The following is a 14,484-nucleotide window of genomic DNA, read 5'->3' as shown; positions in this document are numbered from 1 at the left end:
CAGGGTTACAGGGGCAGGGGCCTGCCGGAGGCGGCCTCCTCGCGGAAGGCCTCCCACAGGATGTTCAGCGGGTGAGAGGCGTCATACGTCTCGCGTTCCCCCTTGCGGGCGAAGACGCCGGAGACCAGCTGGAGCATGGGGTCGAAGTCGTCGGCGAAGTCGATGAGCCGGAAGTCCTCGCTGGTGGGCAGGCGCCCATCGACGGCGGCCTCACCGAGGGAGCGGGCACACAGCATGCACCCATAGGTCATGCGGGACCGCAGCAGGGCGAGTCCGTAATAGATGTCGTCGATCTCGGCGGCGATCTGCAGCTGCGAGCGGAAGTCCGGGCCATACCAGCGCTCGACGAAGTCGGTGATCACCCCGCGGGAGGGGATGACCAGCGGCAGGCTCCGCAGCCGGTCGATCCCGACGGTCTTGGCCGCGAGCTCACGCACCGGCAGGTTCGTCAACAGGGCCAGGCCCTCGCGATGCCACTCAAGGAAGTCGTACTCGGGGGCGACCCGCTCGGCGGCGGCATCCGCCGCGAGCCCGCCGCACAGCAGGTCGACCTGGTTGGAGTCCAGGCGTTTCCAGAAGTCGCGGGTCCGCACATGCACGACCTTCAGCTCGATCTCCCGCTCCAGCAGCTGCGGGGCCACCCGCTCCCACACCCGCCCCAGGAAGCCGAGGGTGAACTCGGTGGTCCCCACCGTCAGCGTCGAGCCGAGCCGGCGGCGGGAGTCGGCGACGCCCTGCAGCCAGTCGGCGAAGGTCGCCCGTCCTCGCTCGACGACCTCCAGGCCGGTCGGGGTGAACAGGAAATCCCGGCCCCGCCCCTGTTTGACCACCAGTAACTCGCCGGTCAGGGCCTGAAAGTTGCGGTTGAGGATGTCCAGCTGCTTCTGCACGCTGGACTGTTCTCGCCCGAGGATCTTCGCCGCGGCCAGTGCAGTCCCCGCCTCCCGCACGACGATCAGCGTCCTCAACTGGTCCCAGGTCAGGTCCAGAAGGTCGGGGGAACACGAGATCAGATCGGCGCGGAACCCCTCCGGGCCCGGCACCTTCAACGGTCCGGACGGCAATGACGGCACCATGACGTCCCCTCCCTGACGCGGCTTCACCCAGCTTGCACTGTCCGCACGGCCAGCAGAACTGAACTTCTCCGCATTTCACCCCGAGAAAACCTTTAAATGTCCAACCGGACATATGGATATCGCGGAGTATCCCGGGGAACATTTCAGCTGCCGCCTTCGATCCGAAAGGCGAGGACCACAGTGCTGCCTGAACCCCTGGGGTGAGCCATGCTCTCAGCCGAGTCGATCAACTGGCTGATCAAACAGAACGCTCTGGAATGGCCCGGCCAACTCCGAGGCGACGGATTGCTGTTGACAATCGGAACGCCGCTGCAGCCGCTGACCGCACCGAGCACGCAGGTGATCGACCTGGCCGACCAGGCGAGCATCGACGACCTCTACGGCGAGCCGGTCACCGACTGGACGAGCTACGAGATGATGCCCGGCGAGATGCTGCTGGGCGCGGTCGAACAGCCCCTGCGGCTCGGCGCCGGACTGATGGGCATGATCGGCGGGCTGAGCCACCTGGCCCGCGTCGGCCTGGCCGTCCACGTCACCAGCCCGTTCGTGCTGCCCGGCTGGAACGGGCACCTGACGCTGGAGCTGGTCAACACCGGCCCCGCGGTCCTGCGGCTGCACCACGGCATGGCGCTGGGGCGCCTGCTCGTCTTCGCCCTGGACGGCCCCCGCTCCGACGACAGTGCATCCCACCCCTTCTACGGCCGCGGGGCCGACCTGAAGAGCCGATACGCCGATGAGTTCCCCACCGACCCGACTTCGAGGTGACCGTGATGGACTGCCAGTTCTGCACCGAGTTCGCCGCACGCGAGAGCACGACCCGGATCATCACCGAGACCGACGGCGGCTGGGTGCTGCTGCCGACCATCGGCGCCCTCACCCCGGGCTACTGCCTGTTCATGCCGCTTGAGCACCTGGACGCCGCTGCCGACGTCACCCCCGCCGGCCTCCAGCGCGTCGCCGAGGAGACCGAGGGCATGCGCGCACTGATCCAGGCCCGCTACGGGCCGGTGATCCTGGCCGAACACGGACCGCGAGACTGCGAGTTGGGGGCCTCCTGCTGCAGCCACTGCCACCTGCACCTGATCCCCGTCCCCGACCCGGACGAGATCACCGCCGCCTACGAGGAGATCGGCGGGCCGGGCCTGCGGCTCACCTCCATGACCGGCCTCCCCGCGGCCGCGGACGGCTCCTACCTCTACCTCTCCCCGCATCCCGGCGAGCACTACTACTGGCCCTCGGCGGGCTTCACCCGGCAATTCGTACGCCGCGTCTGCGCGGACCAGCTCGGCATCGGCGACTCCTACGACTGGCGCGATCACCCCTTCACCGAGAACCGTCAGCGCACCTTCGCCGAGCTGAGTGCCGACCTGCACCTCGCGGCCGCCGCATGAGCAAAGAGAGGAAGGAGACGGAGCGATGGCGATACCCCTGCCCCGCCCGTTACACGCACTTGACCCCGCCGAGCTGGCGGCGGCGGCCAAGGACCGGCGCTGGCCGAAGTGGCAGACCATGGCCCTGCTGCACTCGCTGAAACTGCCCGTGCTCAACGCCTGCCTCATCCCGCCCGGCCACAGCGCGGCCGCCGTCCGCACCGCAGCCCACGTCCTGGCCGCCGCCACCGGCACCCGGACGCTGATGATCCGCTCGGACGGCGGGGTGGAGACCAAGCAGTACTACCGAGGCGGCAACACCTTCGCCATCGAGGAGATCGGGCCGAGGACCGCCGCCCTGCTGGCGGACGGACGGGCGGTGATCCTCGCCGAGCCCACCAACCGCTTCACCAACCGCCTCACCGTCCTGATCCGCGTGGACCGGCCCGGCCCCGGCCGCCCCGGCTCGCTGACCCTGGAGGCTCTCGGGCCCGGCTACGACGTCGCGGACCTGACCCGCGGACAGATCCCGCCGCAGGTCACCGCCCACCTCGATGACGTCGACTTCACCCACTACCAGCCGCCCCGCTGGCACGAGTGGAAGATCACCGGGGACCAGTGCCCCGGCGGCGAGGACGCCCGCCGCACCCGCCGCCTTGAGCGGCTCGCCGCCCAGACCCTCACCGACGGCGGCCACCTCGACGGCGAGGTCGGCGCCGAGCACGCCGAGACCTGGCTGCGGCAGCGCGGCTACCTGCACCTGTTCGCCCCGCAGCCGACCCACGAGGCCCTGGCCAAGCGCGCCCGCCGGCTCTTCGACGACGCCTTCTTCCTCGCGATGTCCCAGCCGAACCGGAACTGGCACTGCCTGGCCACCGCGTTCTCCGTCTTCGCCGAGCCCCGCACCATCTACTGGGACCTGGTCGACGGCGAACGCAAGTACGCCGCGACGGCACCGGCCGCCGCCCGACAGCAGGAGCGGGCCGCATGAACACCGAGCCGATCTACCTCGACCACCAGGCCACCACCCCACTGGACGGGCGCGTCCTGGAGGCGATGCTGCCGTTCCTCACCCATGAGTACGGCAACCCCTCCAGCCCGCACGCCTTCGGACGCACCGCTGCCGAGGCCGTTCGCACCGCCCGCCGCCAGGTCACCGACCTGGTCGGCGCGAAGAACGAGCTGGAGATCGTCTTCACCTCCGGCGCTACCGAGGCCAACCACCTCGCGATCGTCGGCGCCGCCCTGGCCGCCTGCCCGCGCGGCGGGCACATCGTCACCACCGCGATCGAGCACAAGGCTGTCCTCGCTGCCTGTCAGCGGCTGGTCGACCACCACGACTTCACCCTCACCCGCGTCGGCGTCGACAAGCACGGCCGCGTCCACCCCGCCGACATCGCCGCAGTCCTGACCCCGAACACCGTGCTCGTTTCGGTGATGCACGCCAACAACGAGATCGGCACCCTGCAACGGCTCGCAGCCATCGCCGAGATCACCGCCCCGCGCGGCATCATCCTGCACACCGACGCCGCCCAGAGCGCGGGCTGCGGACTCCTCGACGTCGCCGAACTCGGCGTCGACCTCGCGTCCTTGTCCGCCCACAAACTCCACGGACCCAAAGGCATCGGCGCCCTCTACATACGCGGCGGCACCCGGATCACCGCCCTGCAGAGCGGCGGCGGACAAGAACGCGGACTGCGGGCCGGCAGCCCCAACGTTCCCGCCATCGTCGGCTTCGGCGCCGCTGCCCGCCTCATTACTACCGACGCCGTCCCACCCACGACCTGCACCCGGGCCCTGCGCGACCGGCTCCAGGACCGCCTCCTGGCCGCGGTCCCCGGCGCCACCGTCAACGGGCACCCGCACCGGCGGCTGCCCGGGAACCTCAGCCTCACCCTCCCCGGCATCGAGGCCACCGACCTCCTCGACCGCCTCCCTGGCATCGCCGCCTCCACCGGCTCGGCCTGCAACACCGGAAGCGGGGAGCCCTCTCACGTCCTCACCGCGATCGGCCTCACCCGTGACCAGGCCCGCGCGACCCTCCGGCTCAGCATCGGCCGAACCACCACCGACACCGACATCGACCAGGCCGCCGACCTCATCGCCCGCACCGCGCACACCCTGGCACCGGTGACCGCCACCGCGGCCTGACCCGCCGCCCGGACCAGGGCGCCCCTGCGGAAGATCCCTCAAGGCCCGCCGGGGCGGCCTTCGAGCATCTGCCCCCGTCTCGGCAGCGGCACGAGGGCGACCCCGCTTTCCTGAAACGAACCGGTCGGAGCGTTAAAGGAAAATCCCCGGCACCGGGATCCTCGCCCCGAGCGCAGGCCGGTTGTCAGTGACAGCCGTGACGATGCCGCCACGGGCACGACAGCCGGAGAAGACAAGGGGCAACACCGGTGGGGGAAACCGCACAACGCCCACGAGCTGGTCAACCAAGGCGCCAGCGCAGGCGCCCCATCTCCCTGACGTTCTGCGACGTCGACTACGAGCGCGGGTCCCAGGCACACGGACGCGGCGTCGCAGCCGCCCCTCCCGAGGGATGGGCTCATCGGCCGAGCCTGGCCTGGTCCACGCCGACTTCGACGGCGAACGCCTACGGATCACCGGCGACGAGATCATCAGGGGTCCCCATCCCGCAAGCGCTCTGATCAACGCACTCCACGGCAAACAGCTGATCGTGGGACAAGGCATCCTCACCGCCGATCTGCGGGCCGCCGCCATGGTCATCCCGATCCCCAGCCAACTCCTGAACCGCACGATCGACACGCTCGCCTTCGCCCACCGCATCCGCGGCGGCACATTCCCGACCGGCTGCAACCTCGACGCCCTCGTGAAGGAGAACCTCGGCGACGGCGCAAGCTCCGCTTCCCCACCTCCGCCCCCGGACTGGGACCCGGCGGCATCAGCGGAATGTCGCCCGAGAGACACGACGCCGACCCACGCGAGGACGCAACGCTGGTCGCCCGGACCTGGGAGGCGATGGTCACCACCCGCACCTTCGCCTCGGGGGCGAACAGATCCCGGGGAAGACGGGTTACGGTCTCCCGGATCCACGGGGACCGGTCGGGCCAGTCCCCGCGTTCCGCCATGGCGTGGGTGAGGGCGGCACGGCGCTCGCCGATGGTGCCCACGCCTTACGCCTTCATGAGGCGGCTGGTGAAGCCCGCGCCGACCAGGCCGTCGTACGCGGCCCGGACTTCTGCGGGGACGTTCTGCTTGATCGCGTATCCGAGGCGCGGGTACTCGATGATCCGCTGGAGGTCGCCGACGAGCATGTCCAGTACGAGCTTCGGATCGCCGATACCGGTCGCGTACTCCTCGAAGGCCAGCTCCTCCGACGCGCACCGGACGTCCACCTCGGGCCAGACCCGGCGGGTGGTCGCATAGGCGCGGCGCTCCATGTACGGCTTGGTGACCAGGAGAACCGAGGCGGGTTCGATGCCCGTCCGGGTGAGGAGTTCACGGCTGAGGGTGATGTTGGCGCCTGTGTTGGTGGCATCCGGTTCGACGAGGATCGCGTCGCCAGGGACGCCGAGGGCGAGGGCGTGCTCGCGGTAGTGGACCGCCTCGCCCCGGGGGAACCGGTGGCGTGTGGTGGGGCTGTTGGCCCCGGTGAAGACCAGGGTCTTGGTCACACCCCGGTGATAGAGGTCGGCGGCGGTGGTCGCCACGCCGAGATCATGGCTGCCCAGCCCGATCACCACATCCGCAGGGCGGAGGTCGTGCCCCAGCTGGTGGTAGTCCCAGATGAGCCGGGCCGCCGCCAGTTGGGTGTCGGTGATTGTCCCGGTGTTCCTCACAGGTGCCCTCCGGTCGCGTTCTGAGGCCATCGACCCTATGGGCACGGAACGGCAGTCAGCCGCTGGTCAGCCGGTGATCCCGAGGGTGACGCGGTGATGGAGCTGAGCCGTGGTCACGGTGATGTAGAGGGTGTGGCCCTCGGGGGCGCGGGTGATGCCGACGATACGGAAGCCCGGCGATCCGGCCGCAGTGCCGAGTGCCTCGCACGCCATGTCGTCCATCGGCTCCACGGTGATGGCGCACTCGGTGTGGGCCACGTCCCAGCCGAGCCAGTCGGCCATGCGCGTCCCGGCGGGTGGTGACGCGGCTTCCGATCCGGCCGGTGCCAGCATCGGGGGTGCGCCCTCGTAGCCGTCCGGGACGTGCGCGGCCACGGGGTAGGGCAGCAGTGTCAGCTTGTGCTGCACGGCGATGTCGTCGATGTATCGCACCCGGGTCCGCTCGACGAGGGTCTGTCCCTCCTGGAAGCCCCACTCGGACATGGTGGCGGACGCGGTGATCTCCCGGACGAGGGTCGTGTCCTCCCGTGCCCGTCCGTCTCCGGTGGGCCGCCAGGTCTGAGCGGCCGTGAGATCCGGTGGCGTGAACGTCCCCAGATGGGCGTCGGACCGCTTGGTCGCCGTGACACGGGTGCCGTCGGCCCGGCCGGAACGGACGAGACCGAGGGCGGCCAGCGCGGCGTACGCGGCGGAAACCGTCTGCCGGTTCGCGCCGTAGCGCTCCACTTGGTCGCGGACGGATGGGAGGAGGCTCCCGTGCGGGTATTCGCCGTTGATGATGCGTCGGCGGAGGTCCGCCGCGATCGAATGAGCGTCCACGCCTGCCCCCTGGTGGATTGTCGGGACGGCTATCAGTCTGGCCTGGCAGACCGTCTTCGGGACAGGGCGTGCGGGCGCATTCCCCGGTCACATGGGCCGGGGGATGCGCCACACCTTGGAGCAGGCCGTCAGCGCCGGTCGACCGGCGTCAGTTTGGTGGTGTTGATGAAGCTGCTGAACGCTTTCGGGGTGAGGAGGAGTACGGGTCCGGTTGGGTCTTTCGAGTCGCGGATGCCGATCTGGTCGGGCAGGTCCGCGATCTCGACGCAGTTGCCACCGGAGTCGTTGCTGTAGGAGGACTTGAACCAGGCGGACTCGGCTATCGCGACGCGGTTTGTGATCTCGGTATTGATGGCTATGCCCACTCTCGTGTGAGTCGTTGCAGGAAGTCGGCCGTGCGGGCCGGAGGCAGGGCGCTGTCGCGCATGGCGTCGAAGCGCCGGATGTTCCGCTGAACTTCGCGCCGCTCATCGGTCACGCTGACCGTGTTCCACATGTCCATCTGCACAACAGGGACGAGCGTCTCGGAGAAGTCGAGCAGGGTGAAGTTGCTCTCGGTTCGGTAGGTCACGACGTCGTGGGGGAGGATCTGGACGGTCACGTTGTCCAGTCCGGCCAGCTCCACGATCTCCCGGTACTGGGCACGCATCACCTCATAGCCGCCGACGATGCGGCGTACGGCGGACTCGTCCATGACGACGCGCAGCTCCAGCGGGTCCTCGGAACGGGTGATCAGCTCTTTCCGTTCCATGCGCAGCCGGACGTTCTGTTCGATGTACTCGGTCGTCGTCTCGTCGACCGGTTTGGCGATCTGGTAGAGCGCCGTCGCGTAGTCGGGCGTCTGGAACAGGCCGTACACAAAGCACGGCTGCCAGGCCCGCATCACCGTCGCGTCCTGTTCCAGCCCTCGGAACGTCGGCATCTTCGACGGCATATACGCCTTGTACGGCGTCCACGGCTCCTTGCTCAGAGACTCCCGGTGTAACTGGAGCAGGGTCTCCTGGTCGTCCTCGCTCATATCGGGGTCGAGATGGGCGATCAGCCGCTGCAAGTCGGCGACGCGTGGCAGGTCGTTCTCGCCCACCTCCACCCGCGCCAGCTTCGAATGGGAGAAGCCCAGGGCGTCGGACACCGCTTGCAGCGTCATCCCCTTCTCCTCCCGGAGTTTTCGAAGCTCCTTGCCCAGCTCTCTGCGACGGAACGTCGCTCCACGTTTTGCTGCCACTGTCCTCACCCTTTCCCCGGTCCTGTCGGTGCTCAACATGACCTGTGTCCGGTGTCGCGGCGGACTCTGTCTCCGCTCGGCGCAGCTTCTGTCCCTCCTCGGCGAGACCCGTGTCCGGTGTCCTGGCATGTGCCAATTTAAGTACCACCGAGAGGCTGCTTGCACAGTAAATCGCACATGACGCACGGTTGTTGGGCGGATCGGCAGGGATGCCCCCGTGCGGTGACACCCCCTGCCCGGTGGCCGCGAAGAACGACGCGAGGACCCGCGCCGCGCGCGGGCCCGTCACCCCTGACGGAGGTAGACGATGCGACCCACCAGGCCGAACGGCTTACGGACATCGCCCGGCAGAACGACCGGTATCGCGCCGACCACCCCGTCGGTTCCGGCCGAGGTGCGGGTCTTCGAGGCCGGGATCGAGGCCGCCGAATCCGAGGTCGGGCGGATGCGGCGGGTCACCCGGGCCCGGGTCACCGGGTGGGGGCTCGCCTCCGTCGTCGACGATGTCGAGCTGGTCGTCTCGGAGCTGGTGACCAACGCCGTACGGCACGGGCACGGGCCGGTGCGTCTCCGCGTCCGGGACACCGGGCGTGACCTCCTCATCGAGGTCACCGACGGCAACCCGGTCGCTCCGGCGCCGCGTGCGGCCGGGCCCGAGGACGAGAGTGGACGGGGGCTCGACATCGTCGCGGCGCTGTCGCGGCGGTGGGGCGTCAGCCCCGATGGGCGGACCGTCTGGAGTCTGATGGGGCCGGTGCGATGAAGCTGGAGAGTCTGCTCGCCGAACTCCCGGCCCCGCGCGCCGCCGTGTGCCGCGTCTGCGGGCGGGAGACCACCGCCGCCGTCGAAGTGCGACCCGGGGTCGTGGCCTGTCCCGAGCACATCATCGACGCGTACAGCGGGGAAGCCGGCACCCGGCGGATCGAGGTCGTGCGATGACGGAGCTGCCGCGCTTCCAGGGGCGCGTCGTCCCGTGGATCACGCCCTGGTCCGGCGCGCCCGCTCTCGGGGAGCCCGTGGTCGTGGCGGCCGGGGGGTGGGGGATCGGGTACGCGGACGAGAGCGTGTACGACCGGACGTACGACGGGGTGCTCCTCGCGCGCGGGCGGGGGCGGCGGGCCTCCGACGTCGGTGGGCGGCCCCTGTACGAGGAGGTCGATCCACGGCGCCAGCACCGCGCGGCCGGGGAGCTGCTGTGCCAGGTCTGCGGGCGGAAGCCGCCGGCGGATCTGCGCGGGCTCCTCTGGGTGCTGCCCGGAGGGGAGGAGAAGGAGCTGGAGGACGCCCTGATCCTCACGCCGCCCGTCTGCCCGGAGCCGTGCGCCGTACTCGCCGTGGAGCAATGCCCCTTCCTCGCCCGGGGATTCACCGCCGTACGGGTGCGCTACCCCAGGCCCTGGGGGTACCGGGGGACCTTGTACGGCGTTGATTCGAGCGGGCGGGGGGTCGTGCGACGGTGCGAGGAGTCCGTACAACTGCCGCATGAGGATCCCCGGCTGTCCTGGCTGCTGGCCGATCTCGCCGTCACCCGGTTCATGGGGTGCTCCGTCGTCGGCCTGGGATGAAATCCCGACTTACCGCCATGGAACCTTTCGGCGGCCCCGCCTGAATCGCTTAACCACGGACACCACACGCTCCCCTCTGGTAGGAACGGGGGCGTGACCGCACAGGACGAGGACGCTCCGCCGGTCGAGGATCTCGTGTGCCGTGTCGAACTCGCCCCCGGATGGGTCGATCTGACACTGGCCACGGGTACGCGCGCCGAGGCGGAGGCGCTGGCCCGGCGGACCGTGGAACTCTACGGGCCGCGCGGGCTGAGGATCGAGGAGAAGGCACTCTTCGACGACGTGGCCGACCGGGCCGTCGCGCTGAACGCCGAGGGGCCGGTGATGGCCGCCGCCTTCTACTCCGCGAGCGGCGAGGCCGTCGTGGACTTCGTGGTCGACACCTATCTCGACGGGCAGCCCGAGGAGAGCGCCCCGGCGGCCGGTCTGGACGAGGCCGAGTCCCTGCTGCTGGACTGGGCGGGCGGCGGCGGTACGGCCGTCGCGCCCGAGGTGACGTATCCCGATCTGCCCTCGGGGTCCGCCGTCCGGGTCCGGTCGCAGGTGCGGACGAAGCAGTTCCTCGGGCTGTGGCGCCAGGACAGCGGGTCGCTCACCTACGCCGTCCTTCCGCCCGGGGTGCGGAGCCTGGTGCTGGCTTCCTTCACCTGGCGCAATATGGCGCAGTCGGAGAAGGTCACGGAGCTGGCCGACGAGCTGATGGCGACGATGCGGGTCGAGCCCGCAGGCAGGGCCGAGCCCGCCGGCTCCCCCTGAGAGCCGGGGAACCGGCGGGCCGTGCGGGACCCGGCGCTACGGGGTCGTCGCCCGCGACGGTGTCAGTTTCGCGAGCGCTCCCGTCCCGGCCGGGGCCGTCTTGAGGGCCGTCTTCGCGGTGGTGCCGCAGAACTCGGCCTCCACCGGCGCGTACAGCTCGTCGCCCCGCCAGTCGCCGTTGGCGTTGTACGCGAGGGAGTGGCGGCCGTCCTCGGTGGTGACCGCCAACGACAGCGACCCGATCCAGCCGCCGCTGTGGCCCCACACGGTCTTTCCACAGCTCGTCCCGAAGGCCGCCAGGCCCAGGCCGTAGCCGGTACCCGGGGCGTTGTCGGGGTCGGGGGCGAACGTCTTCATCGCCTTGAGCTGCTTCGGCGGCAGCAGCTTGCCCTGGAGCAGGGCGCTGTAGAAGCGGTTGAGGTCGGCGCCGTCGGAGATCATCTCGCCGTCGCCCCAGGACTGGGAGGCGTTCTGGAGGGTGGCGTCGATGGTCTTCGCGGTCGGTCCCGGGGAGAGCTTCGAGTACGCCTTGCTACTCGGCTTCGGCATCAGACTGCTGTCGCCGGGGCTGCTGGTGGCCCGCAGCTTCAGCGGCTTGAAGATCCGGTCCCGCAGCTCCTTCTCGTACGTCCTCCCGCCCGCCTTCTCGATGATCAGGCCCGCGAGGACGTAGTTGGTGTTGGAGTACCGGTGCCGGTCGCCCGGCTTGTCGGTCGGGGCGTTGCGCATCGCGTACCGTACGGCCGTCATCGGACTGCGGTAGTCGTAGCGGTGCTTGAGGAAACCGGCCTCGGACATGTACTTGTCGTAGTACGTCGCGTCGCCCAGGTAGTCGAAGATCCCGCTGGTGTGGTTGAGGAGCTGGCGGACGGTGATGTTCCGGCCGTCGTGTCCGTTGCCCCGGACCACGCCCGGGAGCCACTTCTCCACGGTGTCATCGAGGTCGAGCTTGCCCTCGGCCTCCATCTGGAGGAGCACGGTCGCCACGAACGTCTTGGTGATGGAGGCGATCCGGAAGCGGTCGTTCTCGCCCCGCTTCTTGCCGGTCTTGAGATCGCCCAGGCCCGCCGCCGCCTTCCAGACGCCGTCGGCGTCGGTCGCGGTGGCGGTGATGCCGGGCAGTCCGCCCGCGACCACCAGGTCGAGTGCCGCCTTGGTCGCCGTGTGGTCGTCGTTCACAGCCCGGGCCGGCGAGGTGAAGGCGGTGGCCGCCAGCGCGCCGCTGACCAGGGCGATCGTGGCCGTACGGCGGCGTCTGCGGCGGGAGGTCGTCGTCATCGTGGATCCGTTCCGTTCGGTGAGGGGAGGGTGGGCAAGGAGGGGAGGGCGTCGGGCTCCGCGTCCTTCGCGGTGGCCTTCGAAGGCGCCCCCGGGTCGATGCCGCAGAACTCGGCGTCGGCGACCCGCCCGAAGGTCTGCCGCGTCAGGGACCAGTCACCGTTGAGGTTCAGCGCCACCCGGTGGCGGCCGTCCTCTGTGGTCATCGCGTACGAGAGGGTGCCGGGGCCGATGCCGCCATGGCCCCACACGGCGGCCCCGCAGCGCGTCGGGACCCGCTGGATGCCGAGCCCGTAACCCCCGGGTGTGGTCGTCCGCATCGCCGCGAGCTGCTCCGGCGGCAGCAGTTCGCCCCGCATCAGCGCGCCCATGAACCGGTCGAGATCGGCCGCCGTGGAGACGATGTCCCCCATTGCCCGGCCCTGGGACGGATTCAGCTCCGTGACGTCGTGGATCTCCGTGGCGTTCGGGTGCGGCGAGAGTTTGGAGTACGCCCTGCCGCTCGGTTTCGGCAGCCGGACGCGGTCGCCGGGAGCGGTGGTGCCCCGCAGACCCAGTGGCTCGATGATCCGGTCGCGTACCTCGTCCTCGTACGAAGTACCGCTCACCCGATCGATGATCATGCCGGCCAGGACATAGCCGGTGTTGGAGTAGCGGAACGCGGTGCCCGGCTCGAAGTTCGGCGGATGCGCCATGGCGATCCGGACGATTTCAGTGGGGCGGAGGGTGTCGTAACGGTGCTTCTGGAAGCCCTCGTGGACATACGTCCGCCGGAAACCGGGGTCGTCGGTGTAGTCGTAGATACCGGCGGTGTGGTTGAGGAGCCGGCGGATGGTGATCTTCCGGCCGTCGTGGCCATGTCCGCGTACGAGATCCGGGAGCCATCGCTCCACGGTGTCGTCGAGGTCGAGTTTTCCTTCGGCCTCCATCTGGAGCAGCACGGTCGCCACGAACGTCTTGGTGACGGACGCGGCCCGGAAGCGGTCGTTCTCGCCCCGCTTCTTGCCGGTCCTCAGATCGCCGACGCCGATCGCGGTCTTCCACACGCCGTTCGTGTCGGTCGCGTGTACGGTCACCCCGGGCGCACCCTCCGCCACCAGCAGCTCGACCGCCCGCAGGGTCGGCCGGTCCCGGTCCCGCGCCCCGTCCCGGTCCTGGGCGGCGGCGGCCGGACCCGTCGCCGCCACCGCCCCGGTGACCAGGGCGACGACCGCCGTACCCCACCTGATGGCGGGGGCACGGGCCGTGGTCGTCGTCATCGGGCTCAGCCCCGGCCGGTACGCAGGACGTGGGCGTCGGCCCCGGCATCGGTGGTGGCCTTGGGGGGAGTACCCGGCTCGGTGCCGCAGAACTCGGCTTCCACCACCCGCTGGAAGGACGCCGGCGTCACGTCGTAGTCCCCGTTGGCGTTGAACGCGAGCTGGCGGCTGCCGTCCTCCGTGGTCAGCGCGTCGGAGAGGCTGCCCGCTGCCCCGCCGCTATGGCCCCAGAGGGTGGTCCCGCATGTCGTCTCGGTTTTGAAGAGCCCGAGCCCGTACCCCTCCGGGCCCGTTGTCTTCATTGCCGTGAGCTGCTTCGGCGACAGCAATTCGCCCCGTATCAGCGCCTTGTAGAAGCGGTTGAGGTCGGCGGCGCTGGAGATGATGTCGCCGTCCGCCCAGCCCTGGGAGCCGTTCATCACCGTGACGTCGTGGACCTTCGTCGCGGTCGGGTCCGGCGTCAGTTTGGAGTAGGCCCGGCTGCTCGGCTGGGGCATGTGGTGTGTGTTGCCCGGGTTGTGTGTGGCGCGCAGCTTCAGCGGATTGATGATCCGCTCGCGAACCTGCTGCTCGTACGACGTACCGCTCGCCTTCTCGATGATCAGGCCCGCGAGGACGTAACCCGTGTTCGAGTAGCGGAACGACTTGCCCGGCTCGAAGTTCGGCGGATGCGCCATGGCGACCTTGATGTGGTACGCCGGGGGCACCGTGTCATAGCGGTGCTTCAGAAAGCCCTCGTGCAGATACTTCCGCGCGAACGCCGGGTCGTCGGTGTAGTTGTAGATACCGCTGGTGTGGTTGAGGAGCTGGCGGACGGTGATCTTCCGGCCGTCGTGGCCGTTGCCCCGGACGACACCCGGCAGCCACTTCTCCACCGTGTCGTCCAGGCTGAGCTTCCCCTCGTCCTCCAGCTGGAGGAGCACGGTCGCCACGAACGTCTTGGTGATGGAGGCGACCCGGAAGCGGTCGTTCGCGCCCCGCTTCTTCCCGGTTCGCAGATCGCCCGTGCCGGCCGCGCTCTTCCACACCCCGTCGGCGTCCGAAGCGGTGACGGTCACCCCGGGCACCCCGCCGGCCACCATGGCCTCGACCGCCCGCTGGGTGACCGCGTGGCCGCCGCCCCGCGCGTCGCGGTCCCGGTCGCTCGCCTGTGCCGGGGCGGCGGCCAGCGCCCCCGACGCCACCGCCCCCGCGATCAGTGCCGCCGTTCCCGTCCGTACCGCCCGGCGGCGCCGTCCGGTCGTCGTCCTGGTCGCCGTATCCGTCGCCCTCTTCGTCGCCGTCATCCGCGCACTCCCTGTTGGTGTTGCAGCCGACTGGTCATCGGGGGAAA

Annotated in this window: 16 protein-coding genes; 8 read left to right on the top strand and 8 right to left on the bottom strand. The window is 70.0% G+C overall.

What is annotated here, in order from left to right; genetic code table 11:
• Nucleotides 1-5: 5 nt before the first annotated feature.
• Nucleotides 6-1,076: a LysR family transcriptional regulator gene (locus ACFXG1_RS19710; RefSeq protein WP_384708730.1), complete on the bottom strand. Its 1,071-nt coding sequence runs from the start codon at nucleotides 1,074-1,076 to the stop codon at nucleotides 6-8.
• Between the two features lie 207 nt (nucleotides 1,077-1,283).
• Here ACFXG1_RS19710 and ACFXG1_RS19705 point away from each other — a divergent pair, with 207 nt between their 5' ends.
• The 4 genes from ACFXG1_RS19705 to ACFXG1_RS19690 are packed head-to-tail and all read left to right on the top strand — an operon-like array spanning nucleotide 1,284 to nucleotide 4,597.
• Nucleotides 1,284-1,841 (top strand): hypothetical protein, encoded by a 558-nt coding sequence (locus tag ACFXG1_RS19705; RefSeq protein ID WP_384708733.1) that lies wholly within the window; start codon nucleotides 1,284-1,286, stop codon nucleotides 1,839-1,841.
• A gap of 5 nt (nucleotides 1,842-1,846) precedes the next feature.
• Entirely contained in the window at nucleotides 1,847-2,467 is a 621-nt protein-coding gene (locus ACFXG1_RS19700) for a hypothetical protein (protein ID WP_384708737.1), read from the top strand.
• Between the two features lie 25 nt (nucleotides 2,468-2,492).
• Nucleotides 2,493-3,437 carry a hypothetical protein gene (locus ACFXG1_RS19695; protein WP_384708740.1) on the top strand — a complete coding sequence of 315 codons (945 nt, stop codon included), beginning with the start codon at nucleotides 2,493-2,495 and terminating at the stop codon, nucleotides 3,435-3,437.
• Nucleotides 3,434-4,597, top strand: coding sequence for a cysteine desulfurase family protein (locus ACFXG1_RS19690; protein WP_384708743.1), 1,164 nt, complete (start codon nucleotides 3,434-3,436; stop codon nucleotides 4,595-4,597). Before ACFXG1_RS19695 ends, ACFXG1_RS19690 begins: the two co-directional genes overlap by 4 nt.
• 986 nt (nucleotides 4,598-5,583) lie before the next feature.
• On the opposite strand, the gene ACFXG1_RS19685 is transcribed toward ACFXG1_RS19690, so the two are convergent.
• The 4 genes from ACFXG1_RS19685 to ACFXG1_RS19670 all read right to left on the bottom strand — a co-directional run bounded on the left by ACFXG1_RS19685 (nucleotide 5,584) and on the right by ACFXG1_RS19670 (nucleotide 8,332).
• Complete coding sequence (locus tag ACFXG1_RS19685) at nucleotides 5,584-6,279, bottom strand: YdcF family protein (RefSeq protein WP_384743803.1); 696 nt, start codon at nucleotides 6,277-6,279, stop codon at nucleotides 5,584-5,586.
• A 36-nt stretch (nucleotides 6,280-6,315) separates the two neighbouring features.
• Nucleotides 6,316-7,068 carry a GntR family transcriptional regulator gene (locus tag ACFXG1_RS19680; RefSeq protein WP_384708749.1) on the bottom strand — a complete coding sequence of 251 codons (753 nt, stop codon included), beginning with the start codon at nucleotides 7,066-7,068 and terminating at the stop codon, nucleotides 6,316-6,318.
• Nucleotides 7,069-7,196: 128 nt separating this feature from the next.
• On the bottom strand, nucleotides 7,197-7,433 hold the full coding sequence (locus ACFXG1_RS19675; protein WP_384708752.1) for a DUF397 domain-containing protein: 237 nt from the start codon (nucleotides 7,431-7,433) through the stop codon (nucleotides 7,197-7,199).
• Nucleotides 7,424-8,332 carry a helix-turn-helix domain-containing protein gene (locus ACFXG1_RS19670; RefSeq protein WP_384708755.1) on the bottom strand — a complete coding sequence of 303 codons (909 nt, stop codon included), beginning with the start codon at nucleotides 8,330-8,332 and terminating at the stop codon, nucleotides 7,424-7,426. The genes ACFXG1_RS19675 and ACFXG1_RS19670 overlap by 10 nt, the downstream gene beginning before the upstream one ends.
• 268 nt (nucleotides 8,333-8,600) lie before the next feature.
• Between ACFXG1_RS19670 and ACFXG1_RS19665 the strand changes: the two genes are divergently transcribed.
• The 4 genes from ACFXG1_RS19665 to ACFXG1_RS19650 all read left to right on the top strand — a co-directional run bounded on the left by ACFXG1_RS19665 (nucleotide 8,601) and on the right by ACFXG1_RS19650 (nucleotide 10,614).
• A complete protein-coding gene (locus tag ACFXG1_RS19665) occupies nucleotides 8,601-9,056 on the top strand; it encodes an ATP-binding protein (protein WP_384708758.1) in 456 nt (151 codons plus the stop codon).
• Entirely contained in the window at nucleotides 9,053-9,232 is a 180-nt protein-coding gene (locus tag ACFXG1_RS19660) for a hypothetical protein (RefSeq protein WP_384708761.1), read from the top strand. Before ACFXG1_RS19665 ends, ACFXG1_RS19660 begins: the two co-directional genes overlap by 4 nt.
• Complete coding sequence (locus ACFXG1_RS19655; protein ID WP_384708765.1) at nucleotides 9,229-9,858, top strand: hypothetical protein; 630 nt, start codon at nucleotides 9,229-9,231, stop codon at nucleotides 9,856-9,858. The genes ACFXG1_RS19660 and ACFXG1_RS19655 overlap by 4 nt, the downstream gene beginning before the upstream one ends.
• Nucleotides 9,859-9,951: 93 nt before the next feature.
• Nucleotides 9,952-10,614 carry a hypothetical protein gene (locus ACFXG1_RS19650; RefSeq protein ID WP_384708768.1) on the top strand — a complete coding sequence of 221 codons (663 nt, stop codon included), beginning with the start codon at nucleotides 9,952-9,954 and terminating at the stop codon, nucleotides 10,612-10,614.
• 36 nt (nucleotides 10,615-10,650) lie between these two features.
• On the opposite strand, the gene ACFXG1_RS19645 is transcribed toward ACFXG1_RS19650, so the two are convergent.
• Genes ACFXG1_RS19645 through ACFXG1_RS19635 form a run of 3 tightly spaced genes read right to left on the bottom strand, consistent with a single transcriptional unit; the run spans nucleotide 10,651 to nucleotide 14,437 of the window.
• Complete coding sequence (locus ACFXG1_RS19645; RefSeq protein ID WP_384708771.1) at nucleotides 10,651-11,892, bottom strand: serine hydrolase domain-containing protein; 1,242 nt, start codon at nucleotides 11,890-11,892, stop codon at nucleotides 10,651-10,653.
• A complete protein-coding gene (locus ACFXG1_RS19640) occupies nucleotides 11,889-13,151 on the bottom strand; it encodes a serine hydrolase domain-containing protein (protein ID WP_384708774.1) in 1,263 nt (420 codons plus the stop codon). The genes ACFXG1_RS19645 and ACFXG1_RS19640 overlap by 4 nt, the downstream gene beginning before the upstream one ends.
• Nucleotides 13,152-13,156: 5 nt before the next feature.
• Nucleotides 13,157-14,437 (bottom strand): serine hydrolase domain-containing protein, encoded by a 1,281-nt coding sequence (locus ACFXG1_RS19635; RefSeq protein WP_384743799.1) that lies wholly within the window; start codon nucleotides 14,435-14,437, stop codon nucleotides 13,157-13,159.
• Nucleotides 14,438-14,484: the final 47 nt, after the last annotated feature.

Source organism: Streptomyces sp. NPDC059248 (genome assembly GCF_042753905.1).
GTDB lineage: Bacteria > Actinomycetota > Actinomycetes > Streptomycetales > Streptomycetaceae > Streptomyces.
This window is presented reverse-complemented; position numbering and strand designations above follow the sequence as displayed.